This window comes from Actinomyces lilanjuaniae, assembly GCF_003606385.1.
Lineage (GTDB): Bacteria > Actinomycetota > Actinomycetes > Actinomycetales > Actinomycetaceae > Actinomyces > Actinomyces lilanjuaniae.
The window spans coordinates 1,532,527-1,552,851 of the sequence record NZ_CP032514.1 but is presented as its reverse complement, the minus strand read 5'-3'; the positions used below and the strand labels follow the sequence as shown (position 1 = coordinate 1,552,851).

Here is a 20,325-nt window from a genome sequence, read left to right as displayed (position 1 = left end):
ACAGAAAAGCAGGCAGTCACAGCAGGAAGCGGAATCATCGTCCAGGCGCTAAGGCGGACGTGTCGGGGCACATCAGCACACCACCGGAACAGTATCGCAGTGATGCCTCACGAGGGCGTACGCGGGCTCAGGACGCCGTCACGCATCACCATGACCCTGTCGCACACGGGTAGCAGGCGGTCGTCATGGGTGACCATCACGGTGGCCTTTCCCATCCTGTGCGTCTGGTCAGCCAGCAGGCGAGCCACCTCCTGGGCACGGTCGGTGTCCAGGGCCGCCGTCGGCTCGTCGGCCAGAATAACTTCCGGGTCGTGGTAGAGCGCTACCGCAATGGCGGCTCGTTGCCTCTCGCCTCCCGACATCTGGCTCGGGTACGCGTTGCTACGCCGGGTGATATCGAGGCAGTCGAGGAGGTAGTCACGCCGTTCATGGTTGGTACTGCGACGAAGGACCCTGTCGTGAAGGGCGAGCTGGTCGGTGAGGGTCAGGAACGGGACAAGTCCGGACGCCTGTAGGACAAATCCCAGGTGCTGCCTACGCAGCTGTGCACGTTTCTTCTCCGGAAGCCGCGAGAACGGTTTTCCACCGATCTCTACCCTGCCCCGGGTCGGTGCTCGAAGACCCCCCATCACCGTGAGAAGAGTAGATTTTCCGGAACCGGAGGGTCCTAGGACGCCCAGGACCTCGCCGGCTTCCACGACCAGGTCGGTTGCTCGTAGGGCGTGGATGGTCTCATCACCCTGCTGAAAGTCTCGCGCGACTCCTGTTAGCGACACCGCGGCACGGGTAGTCTCCCTGGTCATGCGATAGCCTCCACGGGATCAATTCCTGCCACGACCCTCACCGAGACAACGCCTCCTAGAACTGAGACGACAACGAATAACACGGCGATAACGGCATCAAGCCACGGCGACAGAAGAAAGGGGACAGCGCTGGGAAGCAGGGGAGAAGTGCCCACAACCAGCAACAGTCCCAGAACCACGCCAGAGGCAGCAAGAACCACTGTCTGAACGACACCAGACCGGATCAAGTAGCCTGTCGGGACGCCCCGGGCCTTGAGGATACCTAGGGCAGGGCGCTTCTGGAGCGTGAGCACGTAGAGAAAGATGGCCAGGACTACCGAGGCCACGACGACGAGGGAACCGATCATCAGCGAGAAGGTCAGCACCTGGGCCGCGTACCCGGGCAGGGTCTGGATCAGCTCTTCGCTGGTCAGGCTCGTGAGACCCGCCTCGGAGGTGGCTGTGTCCGTAGCGGGGTCCTGCGTCACGTTGTCAGTAAGGACAACGGCGCTGACAGCGGGGGAGAGGCCCGGGGGCGCGTACTCCTGCAGAGCGGCAGCGTCAACGGTGACAACGGGAGCGGCCTGAAAGGTCGTCCCCCGAGTCAGGCCGACCACGCTCCAGGTGTGATCCGACCCCAGGAGGTGGAAGGTGTCCCCAGTTGTCACGCCCTCGGCCTGGAGAGTCTCGTCGACCAGGACCTCCGTACCGGGGTCGGCAATCTCCCTGCCAGAGACAACCGTCGGGCTCAGTGGTCCCTCCAGGTCGAGGCCAAAAGCAAAGACGTCCGTCTTAGTCTGCGAGTCCTTGCCGACCTCCACGCTGGGTTGAGCCACAGCGGAGACCGCGACGAGCGAGGACGCCTGTGATCCGGCCTCCTCGGCCAGGGCCGAGCAGGCCGCGACCTGGGAGCTGGTCAGCCGTGAGGCGGAGAGGTTCTCGTTGGAGGCCTCGGTGACCAGGATGGTGCCCGCATCCCACCCGTCGACAACGGCCCTGTATGAGTACGCCAGTCCCGAGGCGAGGGAGGCGAGGAAGAAGGTGAGGTAGGAGACCAGGGTGATGACGGCGACGATCAGTGCAAAGCGGCCCGGCTCGTGGCGGATCTCGCGAAGCGCAAGAAACATCGCAGCTCCTTGGGGCAGGCTGGCTTGCTACTGGCCGGTAGTGGCTGGTGCTGTGGTCACACGACTTGTGAGGTCGTCGAAGGTCCGTGGCGATGAGGCCTGTGATGATGACCCTCGGCTGAGCGTCGCAGGACACACGTTACTGCGGTCGCGCGGGCTACAGGTGCACACCGGATATCTGTTGGGCGTCCGTCAGGACACGACAGCCGAGAGGTGGGCACACGACCGAGCACGCAGAACCTCCGTACCAGAGGGCGGGAGGCTGTCAGGAACGACAGGCATCGGGGTGGCGTCGGGCCGCTGACCGGGAGTCAGCGTGTGCACGAGGGGGCGGTACGTCGGCTTCGGCGTCGGCGGGGACGGACGGGAGGGATGTGGTCGTCGGTCGCTCCGATAATGACATAATGTACATTATCGGATCAGGTGGACGGGGAGCGGAGAGGGCGGGACGCGCGAACTCACCTCACCCGCTGGACCCCTGCTGCCGAGCCGTCTGCGCACGACGGATGGCAGCGGCAAATGGCCGCCTCTCACCTCCAGGTGGGTGGCACCCTGAGGCCGCCTTGACGCCACCGCAAGGCCGAGCCGCCGGGGCGACTTAGGCCAGACCATGGCCACACCATGGCCACACCATGGCCACACCATGGCCACTCTGTCATTGCCGAGAGCGAACGCGAGGAGATTGTGACTAATATGTGTAGTAGGTCACTGCGTATACGCGTTACGGTACTCGGACAAAGTTATGTTATTTCAGTTCCGGTGTAACGTCATTGGCGCGTTGATGGGCTGACAGGGGTACTGCTCCTGCCTGGTCCCGTACCCGCCTCACGTGGTCGGGCCAGGTGGCCACGGCTGTCCGGGGTCTCTTTTGCGACCGGGTACCCGTCGGCTACCGGGGACTGCGCGTCCTGTTCCCTGTGAGACCAAGAGCAGACAGGTCCCAGGATCTTTGCGGCGGCCTCTGACCTCTGGCACCGGTCAATCAGGAAAGAGGCCCTGATGCTCTCCACTGCTACATCCACTATCTTGTCCCCCAGCAGGTCGGCAGCAACGTCGGCCACCTCCCTGACCGTCCTACGGACGGGCTCGGTCGTCGTTGACGAGGCGCTCCCGTACTACCGTGACAGCGACAGCCCTCTCGCCTGGGCGCACGTCGGCCGGGGCCGCAGCCACCTGGTCGAGATCCCGGTGTCCTGCTATCTCATTGAGGGACCCCACGGTCTTGTCCTTATCGATGCCGGGTTCAGCATCCACAACCGGACGCTGCTGGGCCAGGTTGCCAATATCCGTTTTCAGCGCACCATAACCAAGATACTGTTGCCGAGTGGTGCTGCCATCCACGAGCAGCTGGAGGAGCGTGGCATCCGTCCGCAGGACCTGGATCTTGTGCTTATGAGCCACCTCCACTGCGACCATGTCGACGGCGTGACCCACCTCAGGGAGGCGCCGCGCATCCTGGTGTCGGCGCCCGAGTGGAAGGCAGGTAACACCGACCCCTTCCACTACCACCGGCACGAGTGGAAGGACGCGCAGATCGACACGTTCTCATGGAACACCGTCGTCGGCCCCTTCGGCGCAGGCTATGACGTCTTCGGAGACGCAAGCCTCGTCATGGTTTCCCTACCCGGGCACTCCCACGGCATGTGCGCCACTGTCCTGCGGTCCCAGGACCAGCAGGTCGACGCCGGTCCGCAGACATGGGCCAACGGGGCCGACGCTCCCGGGGTGCATGACCCCCGCAGGTTTGTGCTCCTCAGTGCCGACGCCAGCTACGGGCAGGCCTCCTACGAGGAGGGGCTGCGTCCCAGCGTCGTTGTCAACGCCGACCAGGCGCAGCGCTCTCTCGACTGGGTGCGCTCTGTGAGGAAGGACCCGCGCTGCCTGGGCGTTCTCGCCAACCACGACCCCGACGTGCTTCCGGGAACCTGGCACCTCTAGCACAGAGCCCGTACGCAGTCCTACCCGGCCAGCCACAGACGTGGACCCGTAGGTCAGGTGCGGTGCGTCAGGCTACTCAGCCGTGTCCCTGGAGCAGGTAGGAGCAGGTCCTAGAGTGGGCGCCGTGACTCAGCCTGTCCGCATCCGCTCCGCCGTCATGTCAGACTCCCCCGCTGTGCGCGAGATCCGCAATCGCGCCGTCCGGGAGTCACTGGCTATCTGGACCAGCCGTGAGCAGACACCGCAGGAGGCTGCTGCCTGGCTGGAGCCGCAGGTTGCACGAGGTACCGCTCTTGTTGCCGTCGAGGACACCGACAGCGACTCGCGGGTCCTCGGGTTTGCCGTCGCCACACCGTGGCGCAGCTATGAGGGCTACGCGCGCACGGTGGAGGACTCGGTCTACCTCTCCCCCGCTGCCCAGGGCCAGGGCACGGGTGGTCGGCTTCTGGACGCGCTCGTCACGGCCTGCCAGCAAGCGGGCGACCGGACCATAGTGGCAGCCATTGAGGCAGGAAACACTGTCTCTGTGCGACTGCACCAGCGCCACGGCTTTACCGTCGTCGGCACCATCCCCCAGGCTGGCGAGAAGTTCGGTCAGATCCTGGATCTGACCCTCATGAGCCGCACGCTGCCGGGGGCGGCTCCCGCTGCGACTTTTACGAGCCTCTAGTCTCCCAGCGCTGTCCCGACGGCGCGGGCCGCCTGGATCCACTCGTGGTCGGCTGGCACGTACTTGACGTGCCCGGCGACGTCCTTGAGCGGGACCAGGGCGGTGCCCTGCCCCCGGTCAGCGACCATGACCCCGTACCTGCCCTCGGCAATAGCGCTGGCGGCGGCGACGCCCAGGCGAGTTGCCAGCATACGGTCCGCCCCGCACGGGGACCCGCCTCGCTGCACGTAGCCCAGGATGGACACCCTGGCCTCCAGGCCGGTAGCCGCCTCCAGCTGCTCGGCCAGGGTGAAGGTGTTGGCGCGGTGCGAGGCCTCCAGGGCCTTGACCCCGCGCTTGGCCACGGCCTTGCTCTGCGGTGAGGAGGCGTCCTTGACCAGTGCCCGGGCGTGCTCCAGCTCCTGGTAGTCCGCCAGGCTCAGGGCGCCCTCGGCTACCGCCACCACTGAGAAGCTGGAGCCGTGCGCCCTGCGTCGCTCGATCTTATTGGCGATGGCCTCCACCGAGTAGGGGATCTCAGGCAGCAGGATGACGTCGGCACCTCCGGCTATACCGGCGCCCAGCGCCAGCCACCCAGCACGGTGACCCATGATCTCGGTGAGGATGATGCGGTGGTGGGAGTGGGCGGTGGAGTGGAGGCGGTCCACCGCCTCGGTGGCGATTTCCAGGGCCGTGGCGAATCCGAAGGACGTGTCGGTGTGGACGATGTCGTTATCAATAGTCTTGGGCAGGTGGACGACGTTGAGGCCCGCGTCCATGAGCCTACGGGCGTTCTTGGCGGTGCCGCCCCCTCCCAGGCAGACCAGGGCGTCAAGCTGGTCCTTCTCGTAGTTCTCGACGATGGTGGGCACCATGTCCCGCACCTCGCCGTCAACCAGCATGCGGTGCACCTTGTCCCGGCTGGTCCCCAGCATGGTGCCGCCAGTGGTGAGGATGCCTGACAGCGCCGAGGAGTCCAGCCTGGTGAAGCGGTTCTCTGCGAGTCCGCGCATCCCGTCACGGAAGCCGATTAGCTCCCACCCGTGCTCCTGGATCGTGGCCTTGCCAAGTCCCCGAATCGCCGCGTTGAGGCCGGGGGCGTCCCCGCCCGCTGTCAGGATGCCGATGCGCTTGGTCATGGGCTAAGTATGCCGTGTGTGCCGTGGTGCCGTCCTGCTGCATGGTCACCGGGCACGGTGCCCCACCGTGACCTGTCGGGGCTGCCCTCGGTAGGACCAGTAGGGCGGCCCGTCCGGGACCCGGGTTCGGATGGCGTCGGGAACAATCTGGGGCACCTCCCTGTTGATACCTGGTGTGCCTGCCAGCCACGGCACGGCAGCAGCGACAGACGGGAGAAGGCAGCACATGGCAGACCGAGCACTACGGGGTATGACCATTGGCGCGAAGTCGATGGAGTCGGAGGACGGCGTCGAGTTCGCCGAGCGGATGATGGTCACCTATGAGTGCCCAGTGGCTCACGTCACTACGATTCCGATGTCTACCGAGGCGGAGGTGCCTGCTTCCTGGGAATGCCCGGAGTGCGGCAGGCCAGCGGCCCGGCGCGGGGAGGACGAGGAGTCTGACTCTGAGGACCCCCGCAAGATCCCGCGTACGCACTGGGACATGCTGCTGGAACGCCGAGGGGTAGAGGAGCTCCAGGCACTGCTGGACGAGCGCCTGGAGATGCTGCGCAGCGGTGCGGTCTATCGCGAGCGGTTGTAGCGGGCCGCTCGCGCCACCCTGCCTATGGCCGTGCGCAGCTGCCTGCTGCGTCTGGCCAGGCCCCAGCGTGTGACCAGTGCCAACTCCTCGGTGACGATCCCTCGGGACAGCTTGGACTGTCCTGCCTGTCGCTCCACAAAGGTGATGGGCACCTCGACGATGCTGCCTCCGGCCTCGTCGATGATTTTGGTCATGTTGACCTGGAAGCCGTAGCCCAGAGCCTCGACCTCTCCCAGGCCCACCCCCTGCAGGAAGGAGGCGCGGTAGACCCGGAACCCCGCTGTCGCGTCCCTGACGTGCATGCCCAGCATGGCGCTGATGTAGAGGTTGCCCGCACGTGAGAGCACGACCCGCCTTGTGTCCCAGCCCTGGGTGGCCCCGCCGGAGACCCAGCGCGAGCCGATCACCAGGTCAGGCTCATCGACCATCTGCGCCCTCTGCACAAGAAGTGCCAGGTCCTGTGCCCTGTGGGAGCCGTCGGCATCCATCTCGACCAGCAGCTCGTAGCCAGAGGCCAGTGCCCAGGAGAAGCCTGCCAGGTAGGCGGGCCCCAGGCCGTTCTTACCCGAGCGGTGCAGGACGTGGACGTGGTCGTCAGTCTGGCAACGCTCGTCGGCGTAGTCGCCGGTGCCGTCCGGGGAGCCGTCGTCAACGACAAGGACGTGTGCCTGCGGGACGTAGTGCCTGATTCCCTCCAGTGTGGTGGGCAGGGAGTCGATCTCGTTGTAGGTGGGGATGATGACAAGTGTCAGCACGGGGTGTCTCCAGAACGGCGCGTGGCTTGCAGGGCTGTGACGCAGGGCCGAACAGCGGCCCGGTCGGCAGCCGGGGTCTCAGGAGCCCGGCCGTGGCGCTGCCACCCGGTGGCGCGCCGCCCCCACCATACCTGCTAGGACCAGGATCGCTGACAGGCCGAGCACGCCACGCCCGGGCCAGTCACCGAGCCGGTCCGCGACAGTCACCGAGCCGCGCAGCCCGACGTCCGCCACGAGGCTCGCCTGGGTGTACGGCTCGACGGCCTGCTGCACCACCCCGTCGGGACTGATGACTGCCGTGTGCCCCACGGTGGAGACCTGGACCAGGCTGCGCCCGTGGATGACCGCCTGGACCCGTCCCTGGGCAAGCTGCTGGGCTGCCTCGCCCGAGTGCAGGAAGGAGGCATTGTTCGTGGGATAATGATGGCCTGGCCGCCCTGGAGCACCCCGGAGCGCAGCGTGTCGTCGTAGGCGACCTCGAAACAGATACCCACCGCCAGGGTGACCTCACGGTCCTGGGCAGCGGCTGGCGCCGTGAGAGTGTGGGGGCCGGTGCCAGGCAGCAGGTCAACGCTGACGCGGTCAACCTGGGTCGTCACCTGCCGCACCAGGTCACGGGCCGGGACGTACTCCCGAAGGGGACAGGGCGGTGCTTGCGGTAGTAGTCCCCGGCTCCCTCCCTGCGGTCCAGACGAGGAGGTCGTTGTAGCGCACGCCGTCCTCGTAGGGGACGGCTCCCAGGAGAAGGGGCGTACCGACGGCACGTGCGGCGTCATCGACGACGGCGGCACTGGCGGCGTGGGACCGGGGGTCCAGGTCAGCCGCGTTCTCCGGCCAGACGACCAGGTCGAGGCTACCGGCGCCCGCGTCGGCTGCCAGCTGGTGCGTGGCCTCAGCGTGGTTACTGGTCACCTCCAGGGCGCGGGCGAAGGCGTCCTCAAAGTCCTCGGCTACATTGCCCTGGACGGCACCGATGCGGACGCTGCCCTCGTCCTGGGCCTGCAGCGCGGAGGAGGCCCAGGCGGCAGCAGTACCGGGGGCCAGGACCAGTACCGCGGCACCAGCACTACCAGCGAGCACTGGCAGGAGGCGTGCGCGCCTGAGCCCGCTCAGGGCCTCAGCCCCACAGGCACCGGCGGCGGCGACCAGGAAGCTCAGACCCAGGCTGCCACCGTAGGCGGCTGTCGGCAGCAGCGGTGCGTCCGCCATGGCGAAGGCCAGCCGACCGAAGGGGAACCCTCCCAGGGGCCAGGAGGATCGCAGCTCCTCCGTCCCTGCCCACAGGAGGGCGAAGACCACCACGCGAAGCACCCCGCGCGCAGCCGGGAGCGGGACTTGGCGAGCCCACGCGGGTGAGTCGGTCCCACCCGAGACCGCCCCGGACTCCTCCAGGAGCGGTAGGCGGCTGACCGTGGCCCAGGCACTGCCTAGGAGCGCCAGGTAGAGGGCCTCGAAGGCGACAAGAGCACTCCAGCCCACGGGATTGCCCATGGCTACGGCAGTGAAGTGCAACAGTGGCGTAAAAAAACCCACCCCATAGGCCAGTCCGAGCCCGCTTCCGGCCCAGGCACCTCGTCCCTGGGTCAGGGCCATGAGCCCGCCCGGCCCTGCGACGGCAGCGGGCCACAGGTCCAGTGGGGGGAAGCCCGCCCAGGTGAGCGCTCCTGCAGCCGTGGCCAGGAGCACCGGAAGCAGGCTCCTGACGTTCCCGGCTACACGCCCGACCACGCCACGACTCCCCGGTCCAGCTCCCGTGCCGCCTCAGCAGCACGCTGGGACACGGTCCTGACTGCCTGTGCCCGGGCCGGGTCCGCCGACAGGGTCGGTAGGGAGGCGACCTGGCTGACCACGTCCAGGACCTGCTTGCACCAGCGTACGAAGTCCCCTGCGGTCAGCTCGCCGCCGTCCATGACCTCAGCCAGGTCTGCACCCTGGCACCAGGCCAGGACGGAGCCGGCCAGAGCAGGCTCTGACCCGGAGGAGGGCTCGATCCCTGCCAGCTGCTCCAGGTCGTTGACACGTCGGGCCACGTTGTGCTGGGCACGCAGCGCCTGGCCCAGGGACGATCCTGGCGCCACGGGCGGGCCCACCAGCCGGGCTGGTACACGAGGCTCGTAGACGAAGGCACTCAGCGCCGCCGCGAGCTCGTCTGACCCCAGGCTCTCCCACACCCCGGTGCGTAGGCACTCGGCGACAAGAAGGTCCCGCTCAGCGTAGATACGGGCCAGGAGCCTGCCCGCACCGGTGACACGCAGCTGCTCGTGCTGCCCTCCGACCGGCTCCAGGTAGCCCAGGTCAACCAGGACCTGGCACACGGCGTCGAACAGACGCGCGATGGTGCCGGTGCGGGTCTCCACCCGGGCATGGAGCCGATTGATCTCAGCGAGCTGCTTGGCCCACCTGCGCCCTGTACGAGCGTGCTCCTCCCTGTCCGGGCACCCGTGGCACGGGTGGCTGCGCATCTGCTGACGCAGCTGGTCGATGCGGGCTGCTATGTTTCCCGCGTCCTCCTGATTTGCGCGGTCTTCGTGCGCGCGTGCCCGACCCGGACGTGACCGATGTGGGCGACGCCCCGTATCCAGCTCTCCTGCGCGCAGGGCGTGTCGCAGTCTGCCGACCACCCGCTCGCGGTCCCGGGTGCTGCGCGGGTCTGTTCCCTGGTCCACCGGCAGCCGCCCGATACGCAGCACTCCCTGCGGGGAGGTGTCCGGCGTCAGGGTGTGCACGCGGCCGTCCTCACCCACGACTGTCAGCGCCGGGGTGCCGCTGCGGTCGGTACCGACCTCGAGCACGACTCCGTGCAGGTGACGACGACCCTTGCGGTAGGTCACGACGTCTCCCCTGCTCAGGGAGGTCATCGTCCGCGCTGTCTCGGCGCGGTGGGCAGCAGCCCCCTGACGGGAGAGGTCGGCCTCGGCCTCGGCGATGTCCTGACGCAGGCGTGCGTACTCTCGAAAGTCCCCGAGGGAGCAGGTCATAGCCTGCTCCAGGTCCTCAAGCCGACGGCGCTTCCGGCGGATCTGGGCCGCGGTCTCCACCACGCTGCGGTCAGCCTGGAACTGGGCGAAGGAGGACTCCAGGATCTCTCGCGCCCTGGTCCGGGAAGTGCGAGCCAGGAGGTTGACTGCCATGTTGTAGGTCGGCCTGAAGGCGGAGACCAGCGGGTAGGTGCGGCGTGACGCCAGTGAGGAGACGGTGTCTGGCTCGACGTCGTCAGCCGCCAGGACCACGGCATGCCCTTCCACGTCGATGCCTCGTCGTCCTGCGCGACCAGTGAGCTGGGTGTACTCCCCGGGGCTGAGGGGAACGTGGGCGGACCCGTTCCACTTGCGCAGGGACTCCAGGACGACAGTCCGCGCTGGCATGTTGATGCCCAGTGACAGGGTCTCGGTTGCGTAGACGACCTTGACCAGGCCGGCGCTGAAGAGTTCCTCGACAGTCTCCTTGAATACTGGAAGCAGACCCGCGTGGTGAGCCGCGACGCCACGCTCCAGGGCGTGTGTCCAGGCGTGGAAGCCGAGCACGTCTAGGTCTGCGGAGGGGATGGTCGCGGTACGTCTCTCGATGACCTGGCGGATCTGCTCAGCCTCGCTCTGCGTGGTCAGGACGGTTCCAGCGGCCACGACCTGGCTGACAGCCTGCTCGCAGCCTGCCCGGGAGAAAACGAAGACGATGGCTGGCAGCAGCCGGGCCCGCTCAAGAGCTGTCACCACAGCCACACGTGAGGGAGGACTCAGGCGGCCGTGGCGGATGCCACGGCCGTATGCGCGGTCACGGCTGCTGCGTTCGCGGCCGTATCCGCGGTCCTGTCCCTGTCCTGCCCGGGAGGCACCTGCGCGGTCGCGACGTCTCCTCTCCCGTACGCTACCGCCCCGGCGCTGACCCGGGACCCGGCTCCCTCCTGCCCGCCGGGGACGGTAGGCCCGGCCTGTCGAGGAGTACCCCAGGCTGCGGGAGTCAGGCCGCGTGGTGGCCCGGCGGGCGGCGTCCACCGCTGTGAGCAGCTCAGGATTGATCTGGGGGCTGTCCTCTCCTGCTCCCTTCGGGGAGACGGACGGGCTGGGCGGCTGCGAGCCCGTAGGGGCACCACCGGAGGCACCGGGGTCCTCATTCAGGTTGTCGTCCAGGTATGCGACCGGGTCTGGTGAGTCGGAGGAGGCATACAGGGGAAGGATGCGACCCCCTACCATCATGTGCTGGGTGAGGGGTACAGGGCGGTGCTCAGAGACCACGACCGCCGTCGAGCCTCGGACCTCCCCCAGCCAGGCGCCGAACTCCTCTGCGTTGGACACCGTGGCAGACAGGGAGACCACTCGGACCTGCGGCGCCAGGTGGATCATCACCTCCTCCCACACCGGGCCGCGGAACCGGTCAGCCAGGTAGTGGACCTCATCCATGACGACGTACCCGAGCTGGTCCAGGTCGCGCGAGCCGGAGTAGAGCATGTTGCGCAGCACCTCGGTGGTCATGACGACAACCTGGGCGCGGGGGTTGACCGAGGTGTCACCGGTGAGCAGGCCGACGCGGTCCGCCCCGTGGCGCTCGACCAGGTCCAGGTACTTCTGGTTGGACAGAGCCTTGATAGGGGTGGTGTAGAAGGTCTTGAGACCCCGGGCCAGCCCCAGGTGGACCGCGAACTCGCCGACCACGGTCTTGCCAGCCCCCGTCGGAGCGGCGACGAGGACGCCGTCGCCTCGCTCCAGGGCCGAGCAGGCCTCCTCCTGGAAGTCGTCAAGCGGAAAGGGGCAGGTCGAGACGAACCGGGCCAGCTCACTGCGCAGCGCTGCCTGGCGGCGTCGAGAGTCAGCATAGCGTTCTGCAGGCGAGCTCATGGGCACTACCCTACGTCTCCCTGCCGACACTGCTGCCAGGCCCTGGCCACCATACGGGCAGGAGCAAGCCGGCAGCCTTCTAGGAGTCGGCCAGGGCAGCGTCCAGCTCCGCGTCAAGCCGGGCACGCCGACGCTCCACGCGCTTGTCGTGGTGCACAGCAATGAAGCATGCCAGGAAGTACAGCCCACAGATCGGCAGCGCCATAAAGATCATGGACCATGGGTCCGGCAGCGGGTTTGCCACTGCCATGAGGGCGAAGATGCCCACCACGGCCCAGCGCCACCCCTTGAGCAGGGTCCTGCCTCGCACCAGTCCCAGCTGATTGAGCGCCACCATGAGCTCGGGCAGGAGGAAGGCCAGGCCGAAGACCAGGACCAGTCGCATGACGAAGGACAGGTAGAGGCTGGCGTCGATAAGCCCGGTGGCGGTGACGAAGGAGGGGATGAATCCGGTGAGGATCCACACGGCGTGCGGCAGGATGAAGACACCGACCCCTACCCCGGCGGCAAACAGCAGGAGGCCAGCCAGGCCGTAGGCCCAGGTGTACATCTTCTCCCTGCGGGTCATTCCCGGGCCGACAAAGGCCCAGAACTCATACATCCACAGGGGTGAGGAGAGAATAAGCCCCAGCCACAGGGAGACCCGGATCCGCATGTCGAAGGAACCCAGCACGGTGTTGAAGTTGATGGCCAGGTCCGCGCCCCTGGCGTTGGCGTTCTCGATCGGGTAGGCGATGATGCTGAAGGCCCACTCGTAGGCCAGGTAGCCAACAACCGCCCCCACCAGGATCCCGATGACAGAGATGATGAGGCGGTTGCGCAGTTCTCGCAGGTGCTCCCCGACCGACATCCGCGCCTCGGGGTTGTCCTTGCGTCGGGCCATGGAGACCCTGGGAAGCTTGGGCACCGCGTGAGTCCTCTGTGTGCTGGAGTAGATAGTGCTGGCTCTGGTTCACGCGGGCACCGTAGCCCCGCCAGGCGGGGCCACGGCACTCGCATACGGCCACGTACGACACCTGCGGCGTGCCGACCTGGCGCCGACACAGGCTGGGCCGACCTGCAGAGGGTGGCGGCTACTGGCGGGACCCGGTCTGCTGGCCCTGGTGGCCAGCAGACTGCCCCGGCTGAGTCGGCTGGGTAAAGTAGGTACCCTGCTGGGGCTGCTCGATCTGAGCGGCAGGCTCGCTGTCCTTGTCCTCATCTTCGCGGAGGTCCTTGACCTCCTTCCTGAACACCTTCATGGACTGCCCGACGCTCCTGGCGATGTCGGGCAGCCGGTTGGCTCCGAAGATGAGGATGACGATGATGATGAGGACGACCCAGTGCGTAGGCCTCAAGGCTCCCATGGCTGTCTCCTGCCTCTGACGAACTCGCGCCCGCCTGCTCAAGCTCGCGCCCGAAGGCGGCCGACGTGCTGGTGTACCCGCATGCCGACGGGCCAGGTCGCGGCGGACCGGCCCGAGCCAGGACCAAGCGAGGCAGTAGGAGTCTACCGCTTGCCCGGCCGAGGCTCTAGTGCGCCTTCTGTGCGTTCTGCCTCCGCGCGCTCCCCCGTCCCTGGCACCTGCTGCCGACCGTTCCTAGCCTGCTGCCCCACGCCGCTGACGTCACCGCTGACGTCACTACTGACGTCACCGCCGTGCGGGAAGTCAGGCAGGAGCCGGTAGTAGGACTCCAGTGCCTGGTTCGCGGAGGCCGCGGCCTGGCTCAAGAGCTCCTGCGGCTCGACGCTGACCAGGTGCGCTCCGCAGGACAGGACCAGGCTGGTCAGCCAGACCTGGTCGCGGCCTTCCACCTCTGCCCGGTTTGTCCCGTCAGGCAGTTCCTGGACGCTGTCGCAGGGGACCTGCTCCACCAGCCAGCGCCCGGAGGGGCGCAGGACCAGGACGGCACGGGGCAGGGGCTGAGCCGTCGCGCTGTTCCCGCCGTCGGTGACGCGGGAGGAGGCAGGGGTGTCGGCCGCGACGGGAAGAACCGTGGCAGCCAGAACCCGGTCCAGGCGAAAGGTACGCTCCGCCCCGGCAGACAGGCACCACCCGCGCAGCCTCAGGAAGGTACCGTCGCTGGTGAGCTCGACAGGGTCTACGTCGCGCTCGGAACGGGTGTCCGTGGCTGAGACGTAGACCAGGTGCAGGCGACGTCGCCGCTCCAGCGCCTCACGTACCGCTGCCAGCACCTGGGACGAGTGGCTGACCTCGGGCTTGCCCGGCAGGTCCTGGTCTGCTGTGCGCGTACCACCTCCCGGCGCAGGCGCCCAGGGACCGTGCGTCTCGTGGTCCTGAGTCCCCCTCTCGCTGTCTTTCCCACCATCCTTCCCGTCAGGTCGCTCAGAGGTCAGCAGGTCGGACAGGACCGTCTCGGTGGAGGCCAGCACCTGCGCCGCTGCCGCGTCTGGGGCGAGCACGGAGCGCAGGACGCGCACCGCCAGCAGCAGTGAGGTCGCCTCCGGGCGTGACAGGCGTACGGGGCGGTCGAGTCCCAGGGGCTCGACCAGGCTGAGACGGCCCTCCTCAAAGCGTGCGGCGTCGAAGTCGACCAGGTCGCCGGGCATTCCGCCGGGAAGTCCCGAGACCCACAGGGTGTAGACGTCCTGCCTGATGACGGTCGGGGTGACACCAAAGTGCGCCGCGGCCTCCTCCAGGCTCGCCCCGTCGTGCTGCGCCACCCAGGCAGGCAGGGCTAGCAGGCGGGCCAGCCGCTGAGTCATCGGCTGCCGAGCCACCTCAGCACTCTCCTGCGTGCGCAGCCAGGTGCCCGGCCTGCCCGTCCCGGTGCAGGGCCTGTGCTCGTGGCAGGCCACCCGCTGCCAGCGCTGCAGTACCGTGCAGGTGGGACAGCACCATATCGCGCAACAGGGGCGGGTCCAGGACCAGCACGGCCTCCCCCAGCCCGGCCAGGCTCCCGGCGAAGGCGTAGGAGTCCTCGTAGCGCACGCGCAGCAGGTCGTAGCCAGCCAGGCGGGCGCAGGGACAGAGGTCTGCCAGGCTGCCAGCACTCGCACCGGTCCCGTCACTAGTACCGTCACCAGCACCGCTGTGCTCCCGCTGCTGCGAGGGTCCCGGTACTGGAGGCTCGCACAGCGATCCAGAGGGGTCGGGCTGGTGAGCCTGGCGGACAGGGAGGTAGTCCACGGCCTGCGACCTCAGGCTAAGCCCGCGACCAGGAAGCAGAGCGAGCACCGCCTCGTGCGGTGTCGGCTCCTGCTGCGGCGCGGCAGGGGTGAAGGCATGCCTGTCACTGACTACCGTGACCTCGCCACGCAGGCGGGCCAGACGGAAGGTGCGGTACTCGCCGGTGTCCGTCTCCAGACCGTCGAGGTACCAGGCACCGTTACTCAGACGCAGCCGGTGGGGCTCGACTGTGCGGGAGCGGGTGGTACCTGAGTGGGCCGAGAGGTAGTCAAAAGTCACCCGTCGCCGCTCGTCGACGGCAGTGACAAGCATCTCAGGAAGCTCCTTGCCCACCAGGTCGGCGCTCAGGGCGGGCAGAAGGGGATCCTCCGCCCCCTGGGCAGAGCGGCTGACAGCACGCAGCTTGGTGAGCGCACGACGGGCGGTGGCCGGGAGCCAACCGTCCTGCCAGGCCGAGGCAGCCAGCTCCAGCGCGGCCACCTGACCCGGCTCCAGCCTCAGCGGCGGTAGCACATAGTCCAGGTCCTCGATGCGGTAGCGAGTCTCCTCCAGGCTGCCCGTCGTGCTCAGGGTGATGCCCAGGTCGCGTAGCGTCTCCTTGTCCCGCTCCAGCTTACGGCGGGCGGAGTCCGGGCCCGTGGCGTCGTAGCCGGGAACCTTTCGGAGAATCTCGCTGGTCGTCATCCCTGTCGCCGTGCTGCGCAGGGTCACCACAAGGCTGACCAGGCGCTCGTCGGGGCTGTGCGGTGGGGTGATGTCCTGGCTCACGGCACCCAGCGTAGAGGGTGGGAGGGCGACCGCTGCGCTGCCACAGGTCGGTCGCTAGGCTGGCACCTATGATGTGGCGCGACGGCACCGTGCTCAGGCTGCTGCGGACCTGGGGCTGTCCGCCCCTGCGATGCGCCCTGCTCGAGGTGGAGATATCGGCGGCTCCCACAGGTGCTCGTGGGCTCCAGCCCGGTGAGCGGGTGCGCGCCCTGGTCTACGAGGCGGTCACCGGGCTACCGGGCACCGGTGAGCGCCTGCGCCTGGAGGTCTCCGCACTGGACCGTGCCCTGGGGACGGGCGGGCACGCCATGGTCTCCTCCCGCCCCGACGTGCTGCCGCCGGACTCACCGCCCCGGGGGCACCTGGTCAAGGCTCGCTACATGCCTGACCAGGTCATGGTTACCGGTGTCGACGAGCAGGGAACCACGCACCACCGGCTCCTGTCCTCCCCTGTCGGCGCTCTCACCCTGGAGGGGATGCCGGTGGTGGTCGCGGACCTTCACTCCAGCCTCCCCGCCGTGCTGGCGGGCCTGCGCAGCCCCGGCAGCCAGGCGCAGGACGCCCCGGCCGCACCCGGCCCGGACCTGGAGGCACCCGCACGGGTCGTCTACGTCATGACCGACGGTGGCGCCCTGCCCCTGCCCTACTCACGGACGGTATCTGCCCTCGTGGAGGCCGACTGGCTGGTCGGCACGGTCACCGCCGGCCAGGCCTGGGGCGGGCAGGTCGAGGCCGTCTCCGTCCACAACGCCCTGCTGGCAGCCCGCCACGTCCTGGGTGCTGACGTCGCCGTGGTCACCCAGGGGCCGGGCAACCTGGGCACGGACACGCCCTGGGGCTTCTCCGGCACCGCCTGCGGCGAAGTCATCAATGCAGCTGCGGTCCTGGGGGGTCACCCAGTGGCCTGCCTGCGGGTCTCCCAGTCGGATCCTCGACAGCGGCACCGAGGTGTCTCCCACCACTCCATGACCGCCTACGGGAAGGTGGCGCTGGCTGCCGCCGACGTCGTCGTCCCTCGGTTGGAGGGTAGCCTTGGCGCCCAGGTGCTGGACCAGGCCCGGGCACTGACCGCCCCCCGGGCCGGAGCACATAGGCACCACCTGGTGCAGGTTGCTACCGACGGGCTGGTTGCCGCGCTCCACCACGCCCAGCGGGAGACGGGTACAGTCCTGTCCACCATGGGCCGGGGCCTGGAGGAGGACGAGGCTGCCTTCGTGGCAGCAGCAGCGGCGGGCCGACACGTCCGTGACCTGCTGGCCAAGGGGCAGGCTGCGGCCTGAGCCTCTGGGCGCAGCCAGGACGCCGAGAGCTACCCATACGGGTCACACGGGTGAGGCAGCGGACACGGCAGGCGGGCAGCACCTACAGGTAGGGCACGGGCCTGCGGCTCCTTGAACGGCTCGGCCAGGTCAGGTCATGAGGACGTCGGTGACACGTCCCTGGGCGTCGCGAGTGACAAAGAGCGTGTAGACATGGCCGACAGCGTCAGCCAGCCGGTAGGTCGTGGTGGCCCCGCTGACGTGGCGGCTCAGGCTCCAGCCCGGCATAAGGTCCACCAGCCCGTCCAGGGACCAGTCGATGTCGTCAGCGGCCAGGGTGTAGCGGGTCAGGGAGGGGAAGAGCCGCGACAGCGTGGGCTCGGGGACCGGCAGGGACAACCCCTGGAGCAGGAACACCTGACGGGAGCCGCCGCTGCCCACAGCCCCCGAGTAGTACATGGCTCCGGAGCCGAAGACCACGGTCGCCAGCATCCCCACGTCGTGACTGAGCGCCTCGGCAGCCTCCACCGGGTCCTGGCCCTCCTCGACCTCGTAGCCCGCCTCCTCCTGCTGAAGCACCTCGATACCGTGGGCTGCGCCGAGCTGGCGAATCCTGGCCGCTGCGGGGTCGGGACCCACGTAGGGTGCGAAAGGAGCCGCAAAGCCCCACACGAGTGACGGGGGCGTCACCGCGACGGAGGCCAGGACCTGCGCCTGAGCACGAACCTCGCCCCGTGGGGAGCTAAAGGTGATACGGCGTTCCGGCAGGTCAGCCTCCCACTGGTAGTCCTTGCCCAGCCTCCTGCCCAGGACCTCTGTGAGAGCCTCCTGACGGGCCAGGGCGTAGACTGCCGCGCGCTGGCTGACGCGACGAAGCTGGGCGATCACGGCTCCAACGTTAGCAAGACATTACGAGAAAGTTACGACATTGTTCCCGGCCGTGTGCCCCGCTGCTGCCCAGATGCTGCGACGCCGGGGCACCCCGAGGAACCAGCTCGGCCGCGCCCTCCGGGCTCGGCTAGCCTGTGCCTATGAAGAGCTTTGAGGACCTGTTTGCCGAGCTAGAGCACAAGGCTGCTACCCGTCCCGAGGGCTCCGCTACGGTGGAGGAGCTGGACCGCGGCGTGCACTTCATCGGCAAGAAGCTTGTCGAGGAGGCTGCTGAGGCCTGGATGGCCTGCGAGCACGAGTCCGACGAGGCCGCCTGCGAGGAGATGAGCCAGCTCCTCTACCACCTCCAGGTCATGATGGTCGCCAAGGGATACACGCTCCAGGACGTCTACCGCTACCTGTGACGCCTCGCCCAGGTCCCACCGCTCTGCCTGTTCTCCCGCTCTGCCCGTCGTGTCGGCGGTCTCGGTGGCCCCGGCTGCCGCGCCTACGTCGTCCCAAGTAGTCAGGATCATTGTGCTGCGCATCGCTGTCCCCAACAAGGGCTCCCTGTCGGAGCCCGCCGTCACCCTCCTCACCGAGGCCGGCTACCGCACCAGGCGCTCCGGCCGCGAGCTGGTGGTGCTCGATGAGGCGAGCGAGGTCGAGCTGTTCTTCCTGCGTCCCAGGGACATTGCCGTCTACGTGGGCCAGGGAACCGTCCACGCCGGCATCACGGGACGGGACCTGCTCCTGGACTCCGGCGTGGACGCCGTGGAGCACCTGCCCCTGGGCTTCGCCCGCTCCACCTTCCGGTTCGCTGCACCTGCAGGAACGATGTCCACGCTGGCTGACGTCGAGGGAAAGCGGGTGGCGACCTCCTACGACGTCCTGGTCAGCCAGTACCTGGAGTCTCATGGAGTCCAGGCGCAGACCGTCCACCTGGACGGTGCCGTGGAGTCCTCGGTGTACCTGGGAGTCGCCGACCTCATCGCTGACGTTGTCGAGACCGGGACCACCCTGCGCGCCGCAGGCCTGGAGACCTTCGCGGACCCGATCCTCACCAGCGAGGCTGTGCTCATTACCACCCGACAGCTCCAGGACGAGCCGGGGCTGGCCACACTGGTACGCCGTCTCCAGGGTGTGCTCAGGGCACGTACCTATGTCCTGGTGGACTACGACGTCCCTGCCGACAGGCTGGACCTGGCCGCGCAGATCACCCCGGGTATCGAGTCCCCTACCGTCTCACCGCTGCAGAACCCCGACTGGGTCGCGGTGCGCGCCATGGTGCCGCGTAGGGAGGCCAACCGTGTCATGGACGAGCTCTACGAGGTGGGCGCGCGCGCCGTCCTGGTGTCCTCGCTCCTGGCCTGTCGGTTGTGATCGCTGCTTGCCGGCAGGCCTCACCCCTGTACCAGGGGGTCGCACACGGACGCGACCTCGGTGGCGGTGGAGCCCAGAAGGCTATGCGTCTCCAGGAAACCCAGCATCTGTGCCACGCTCTGGCTGGACAGCGCCCCTACCGGCGTGTCCGTCCCAGGACGGATCAGCTCTGCGGTGGCGACGGCGACCTCGCGAGCCTCAGCGGCACGCGAGGGGTCAGCCAGGTCGGGCACATAGTCCCTGGCCGCGGACACGGCGCCGTCAGGGTCGTCGACGAAGGCCTCCATGCCCGCCACCGAGGCACTGACCAGCCGGGCTAGCTCGTCCCTGCGCTCGTCAAGGACTGCGCCGGTGGTCACCACGGAAGCCCCGACAAGGGGGACCTCCTCAGCGACGGCTACCGTACGCACCGGTGTGCCTGCCTGGGGGATCTGGACGGCGTCGTTGTTGGAGAAGCCGATGATGGCGTCCACCCGGCCACCCACCAGGGCGGCCTGCTGGGTGTAACCGATCTCCGTGATGGTGAGGTCGTCCTCACTGAGGCCGGCAGCGTCCAGGGCAACCTGGAGGGCGTACCAGCTCTCCCCGAATCGTCCCGGTATGCCGATGCTCCTGCCCTCAAGGTCGGCAGGCGTGGAGACAGGTGAGTCCTGCGCCACGATGATGCAGGCAGGATGCACCTGGTAGAACCCGCCGACCACCACCAGGTCCGAGCCGTTGGAGGCGGCGACGACGGCCTCGTCGGCACCCGCGACAACCACCTGCTCGCTGCCTGCGGCAAGCGCGTCGAAGAGCCCCTCGCTGGCACCGTGGTGACGCAGGCTCACACCGGGGTCGTAGTGGCCCTCCGCCAGCGCCATGTAGAAGGGGGCGAACTGGATACTGGGCGTGTAGGTCAGTCCGATCACGAGGCCTCCCTCTCCGGCCGAGGCCGTAGCGCCTGTGCCGGACCGGCTGGTCGTGCCGTCGGCGCAGGCGGCCAGAGCCACCGCTGCGGGCAGAAGACCTGCAGTGCCGACTAGGCGACGACGGGTCGTAGGGTGACCGATGATGTCAAGGGTCGTGTCGGGGGTCATGCTGTCTCCTCCGGGTAGGTAGGGGCGTGCAGG

The 20,325-nt window shown here is 68.1% G+C and carries 19 protein-coding genes; 6 read left to right on the top strand and 13 right to left on the bottom strand.

Features of this window, described 5'->3' with window-relative positions:
• Positions 1-107: 107 nt before the first annotated feature.
• Both D5R93_RS06645 and D5R93_RS06640 read right to left on the bottom strand, forming a co-directional pair.
• Complete coding sequence (locus D5R93_RS06645; RefSeq protein ID WP_120204459.1) at positions 108-803, bottom strand: ABC transporter ATP-binding protein; 696 nt, start codon at positions 801-803, stop codon at positions 108-110.
• On the bottom strand, positions 800-1,909 hold the full coding sequence (locus D5R93_RS06640) for an FtsX-like permease family protein (RefSeq protein ID WP_119835057.1): 1,110 nt from the start codon (positions 1,907-1,909) through the stop codon (positions 800-802). Before D5R93_RS06640 ends, D5R93_RS06645 begins: the two co-directional genes overlap by 4 nt.
• Before the next feature lie 999 nt (positions 1,910-2,908).
• On the opposite strand from D5R93_RS06640, the gene D5R93_RS06635 reads away from it, so the two are divergent.
• Positions 2,909-3,847 (top strand): N-acyl homoserine lactonase family protein, encoded by a 939-nt coding sequence (locus D5R93_RS06635; RefSeq protein WP_119835056.1) that lies wholly within the window; start codon positions 2,909-2,911, stop codon positions 3,845-3,847.
• 124 nt (positions 3,848-3,971) lie between these two features.
• Entirely contained in the window at positions 3,972-4,517 is a 546-nt protein-coding gene (locus D5R93_RS06630; RefSeq protein ID WP_341466804.1) for a GNAT family N-acetyltransferase, read from the top strand.
• Here D5R93_RS06630 and D5R93_RS06625 read toward each other — a convergent pair.
• Positions 4,514-5,635: a 6-phosphofructokinase gene (locus D5R93_RS06625; RefSeq protein ID WP_119835055.1), complete on the bottom strand. Its 1,122-nt coding sequence runs from the start codon at positions 5,633-5,635 to the stop codon at positions 4,514-4,516. The genes D5R93_RS06630 and D5R93_RS06625 overlap by 4 nt on opposite strands.
• Before the next feature lie 226 nt (positions 5,636-5,861).
• On the opposite strand from D5R93_RS06625, the gene D5R93_RS06620 reads away from it, so the two are divergent.
• Positions 5,862-6,218 (top strand): RNA polymerase-binding protein RbpA, encoded by a 357-nt coding sequence (locus D5R93_RS06620; RefSeq protein WP_119835054.1) that lies wholly within the window; start codon positions 5,862-5,864, stop codon positions 6,216-6,218.
• Here the strand turns inward: D5R93_RS06620 and D5R93_RS06615 are convergent.
• The 8 genes from D5R93_RS06615 to D5R93_RS06585 form a co-directional block, all read right to left on the bottom strand.
• A complete protein-coding gene (locus D5R93_RS06615) occupies positions 6,200-6,973 on the bottom strand; it encodes a polyprenol monophosphomannose synthase (protein WP_120204457.1) in 774 nt (257 codons plus the stop codon). The genes D5R93_RS06620 and D5R93_RS06615 overlap by 19 nt on opposite strands.
• Before the next feature lie 78 nt (positions 6,974-7,051).
• Positions 7,052-7,282, bottom strand: coding sequence for a hypothetical protein (locus D5R93_RS14750; protein ID WP_341466803.1), 231 nt, complete (start codon positions 7,280-7,282; stop codon positions 7,052-7,054).
• A 303-nt stretch (positions 7,283-7,585) separates the two neighbouring features.
• Entirely contained in the window at positions 7,586-8,701 is a 1,116-nt protein-coding gene (locus D5R93_RS06610) for a hypothetical protein (protein ID WP_341466802.1), read from the bottom strand.
• On the bottom strand, positions 8,686-11,805 hold the full coding sequence (locus D5R93_RS06605) for a DEAD/DEAH box helicase (protein WP_120204454.1): 3,120 nt from the start codon (positions 11,803-11,805) through the stop codon (positions 8,686-8,688). Before D5R93_RS06605 ends, D5R93_RS06610 begins: the two co-directional genes overlap by 16 nt.
• A gap of 79 nt (positions 11,806-11,884) precedes the next feature.
• On the bottom strand, positions 11,885-12,712 hold the full coding sequence (gene tatC, locus D5R93_RS06600; RefSeq protein WP_119835051.1) for a twin-arginine translocase subunit TatC: 828 nt from the start codon (positions 12,710-12,712) through the stop codon (positions 11,885-11,887).
• 166 nt (positions 12,713-12,878) lie between these two features.
• Positions 12,879-13,151 carry a Sec-independent protein translocase subunit TatA gene (gene tatA, locus D5R93_RS06595; RefSeq protein ID WP_119835050.1) on the bottom strand — a complete coding sequence of 91 codons (273 nt, stop codon included), beginning with the start codon at positions 13,149-13,151 and terminating at the stop codon, positions 12,879-12,881.
• Positions 13,152-13,294: 143 nt separating this feature from the next.
• A complete protein-coding gene (locus D5R93_RS06590) occupies positions 13,295-14,512 on the bottom strand; it encodes a WYL domain-containing protein (protein ID WP_243106644.1) in 1,218 nt (405 codons plus the stop codon).
• 16 nt (positions 14,513-14,528) lie between these two features.
• Positions 14,529-15,704 carry a helix-turn-helix transcriptional regulator gene (locus D5R93_RS06585; RefSeq protein WP_120204452.1) on the bottom strand — a complete coding sequence of 392 codons (1,176 nt, stop codon included), beginning with the start codon at positions 15,702-15,704 and terminating at the stop codon, positions 14,529-14,531.
• Positions 15,705-15,772: 68 nt separating this feature from the next.
• Here D5R93_RS06585 and D5R93_RS06580 point away from each other — a divergent pair, with 68 nt between their 5' ends.
• Positions 15,773-16,984, top strand: a complete 1,212-nt coding sequence (locus tag D5R93_RS06580) for a DUF3866 family protein (RefSeq protein WP_119835048.1) — start codon at positions 15,773-15,775, stop codon at positions 16,982-16,984.
• 129 nt (positions 16,985-17,113) lie between these two features.
• Here the strand turns inward: D5R93_RS06580 and D5R93_RS06575 are convergent, their stop codons facing one another.
• Entirely contained in the window at positions 17,114-17,851 is a 738-nt protein-coding gene (locus D5R93_RS06575; protein ID WP_120204450.1) for a DUF6882 domain-containing protein, read from the bottom strand.
• A gap of 143 nt (positions 17,852-17,994) precedes the next feature.
• On the opposite strand from D5R93_RS06575, the gene D5R93_RS06570 reads away from it, so the two are divergent.
• Both D5R93_RS06570 and hisG read left to right on the top strand, forming a co-directional pair.
• Positions 17,995-18,258 (top strand): phosphoribosyl-ATP diphosphatase, encoded by a 264-nt coding sequence (locus D5R93_RS06570; RefSeq protein WP_119835046.1) that lies wholly within the window; start codon positions 17,995-17,997, stop codon positions 18,256-18,258.
• A gap of 112 nt (positions 18,259-18,370) precedes the next feature.
• A complete protein-coding gene (gene hisG / locus D5R93_RS06565) occupies positions 18,371-19,216 on the top strand; it encodes an ATP phosphoribosyltransferase (protein ID WP_119835045.1) in 846 nt (281 codons plus the stop codon).
• Positions 19,217-19,236: 20 nt separating this feature from the next.
• On the opposite strand, the gene D5R93_RS06560 is transcribed toward hisG, so the two are convergent.
• Entirely contained in the window at positions 19,237-20,292 is a 1,056-nt protein-coding gene (locus D5R93_RS06560; protein WP_119835044.1) for an ABC transporter substrate-binding protein, read from the bottom strand.
• Positions 20,293-20,325 lie beyond the last annotated feature (33 nt).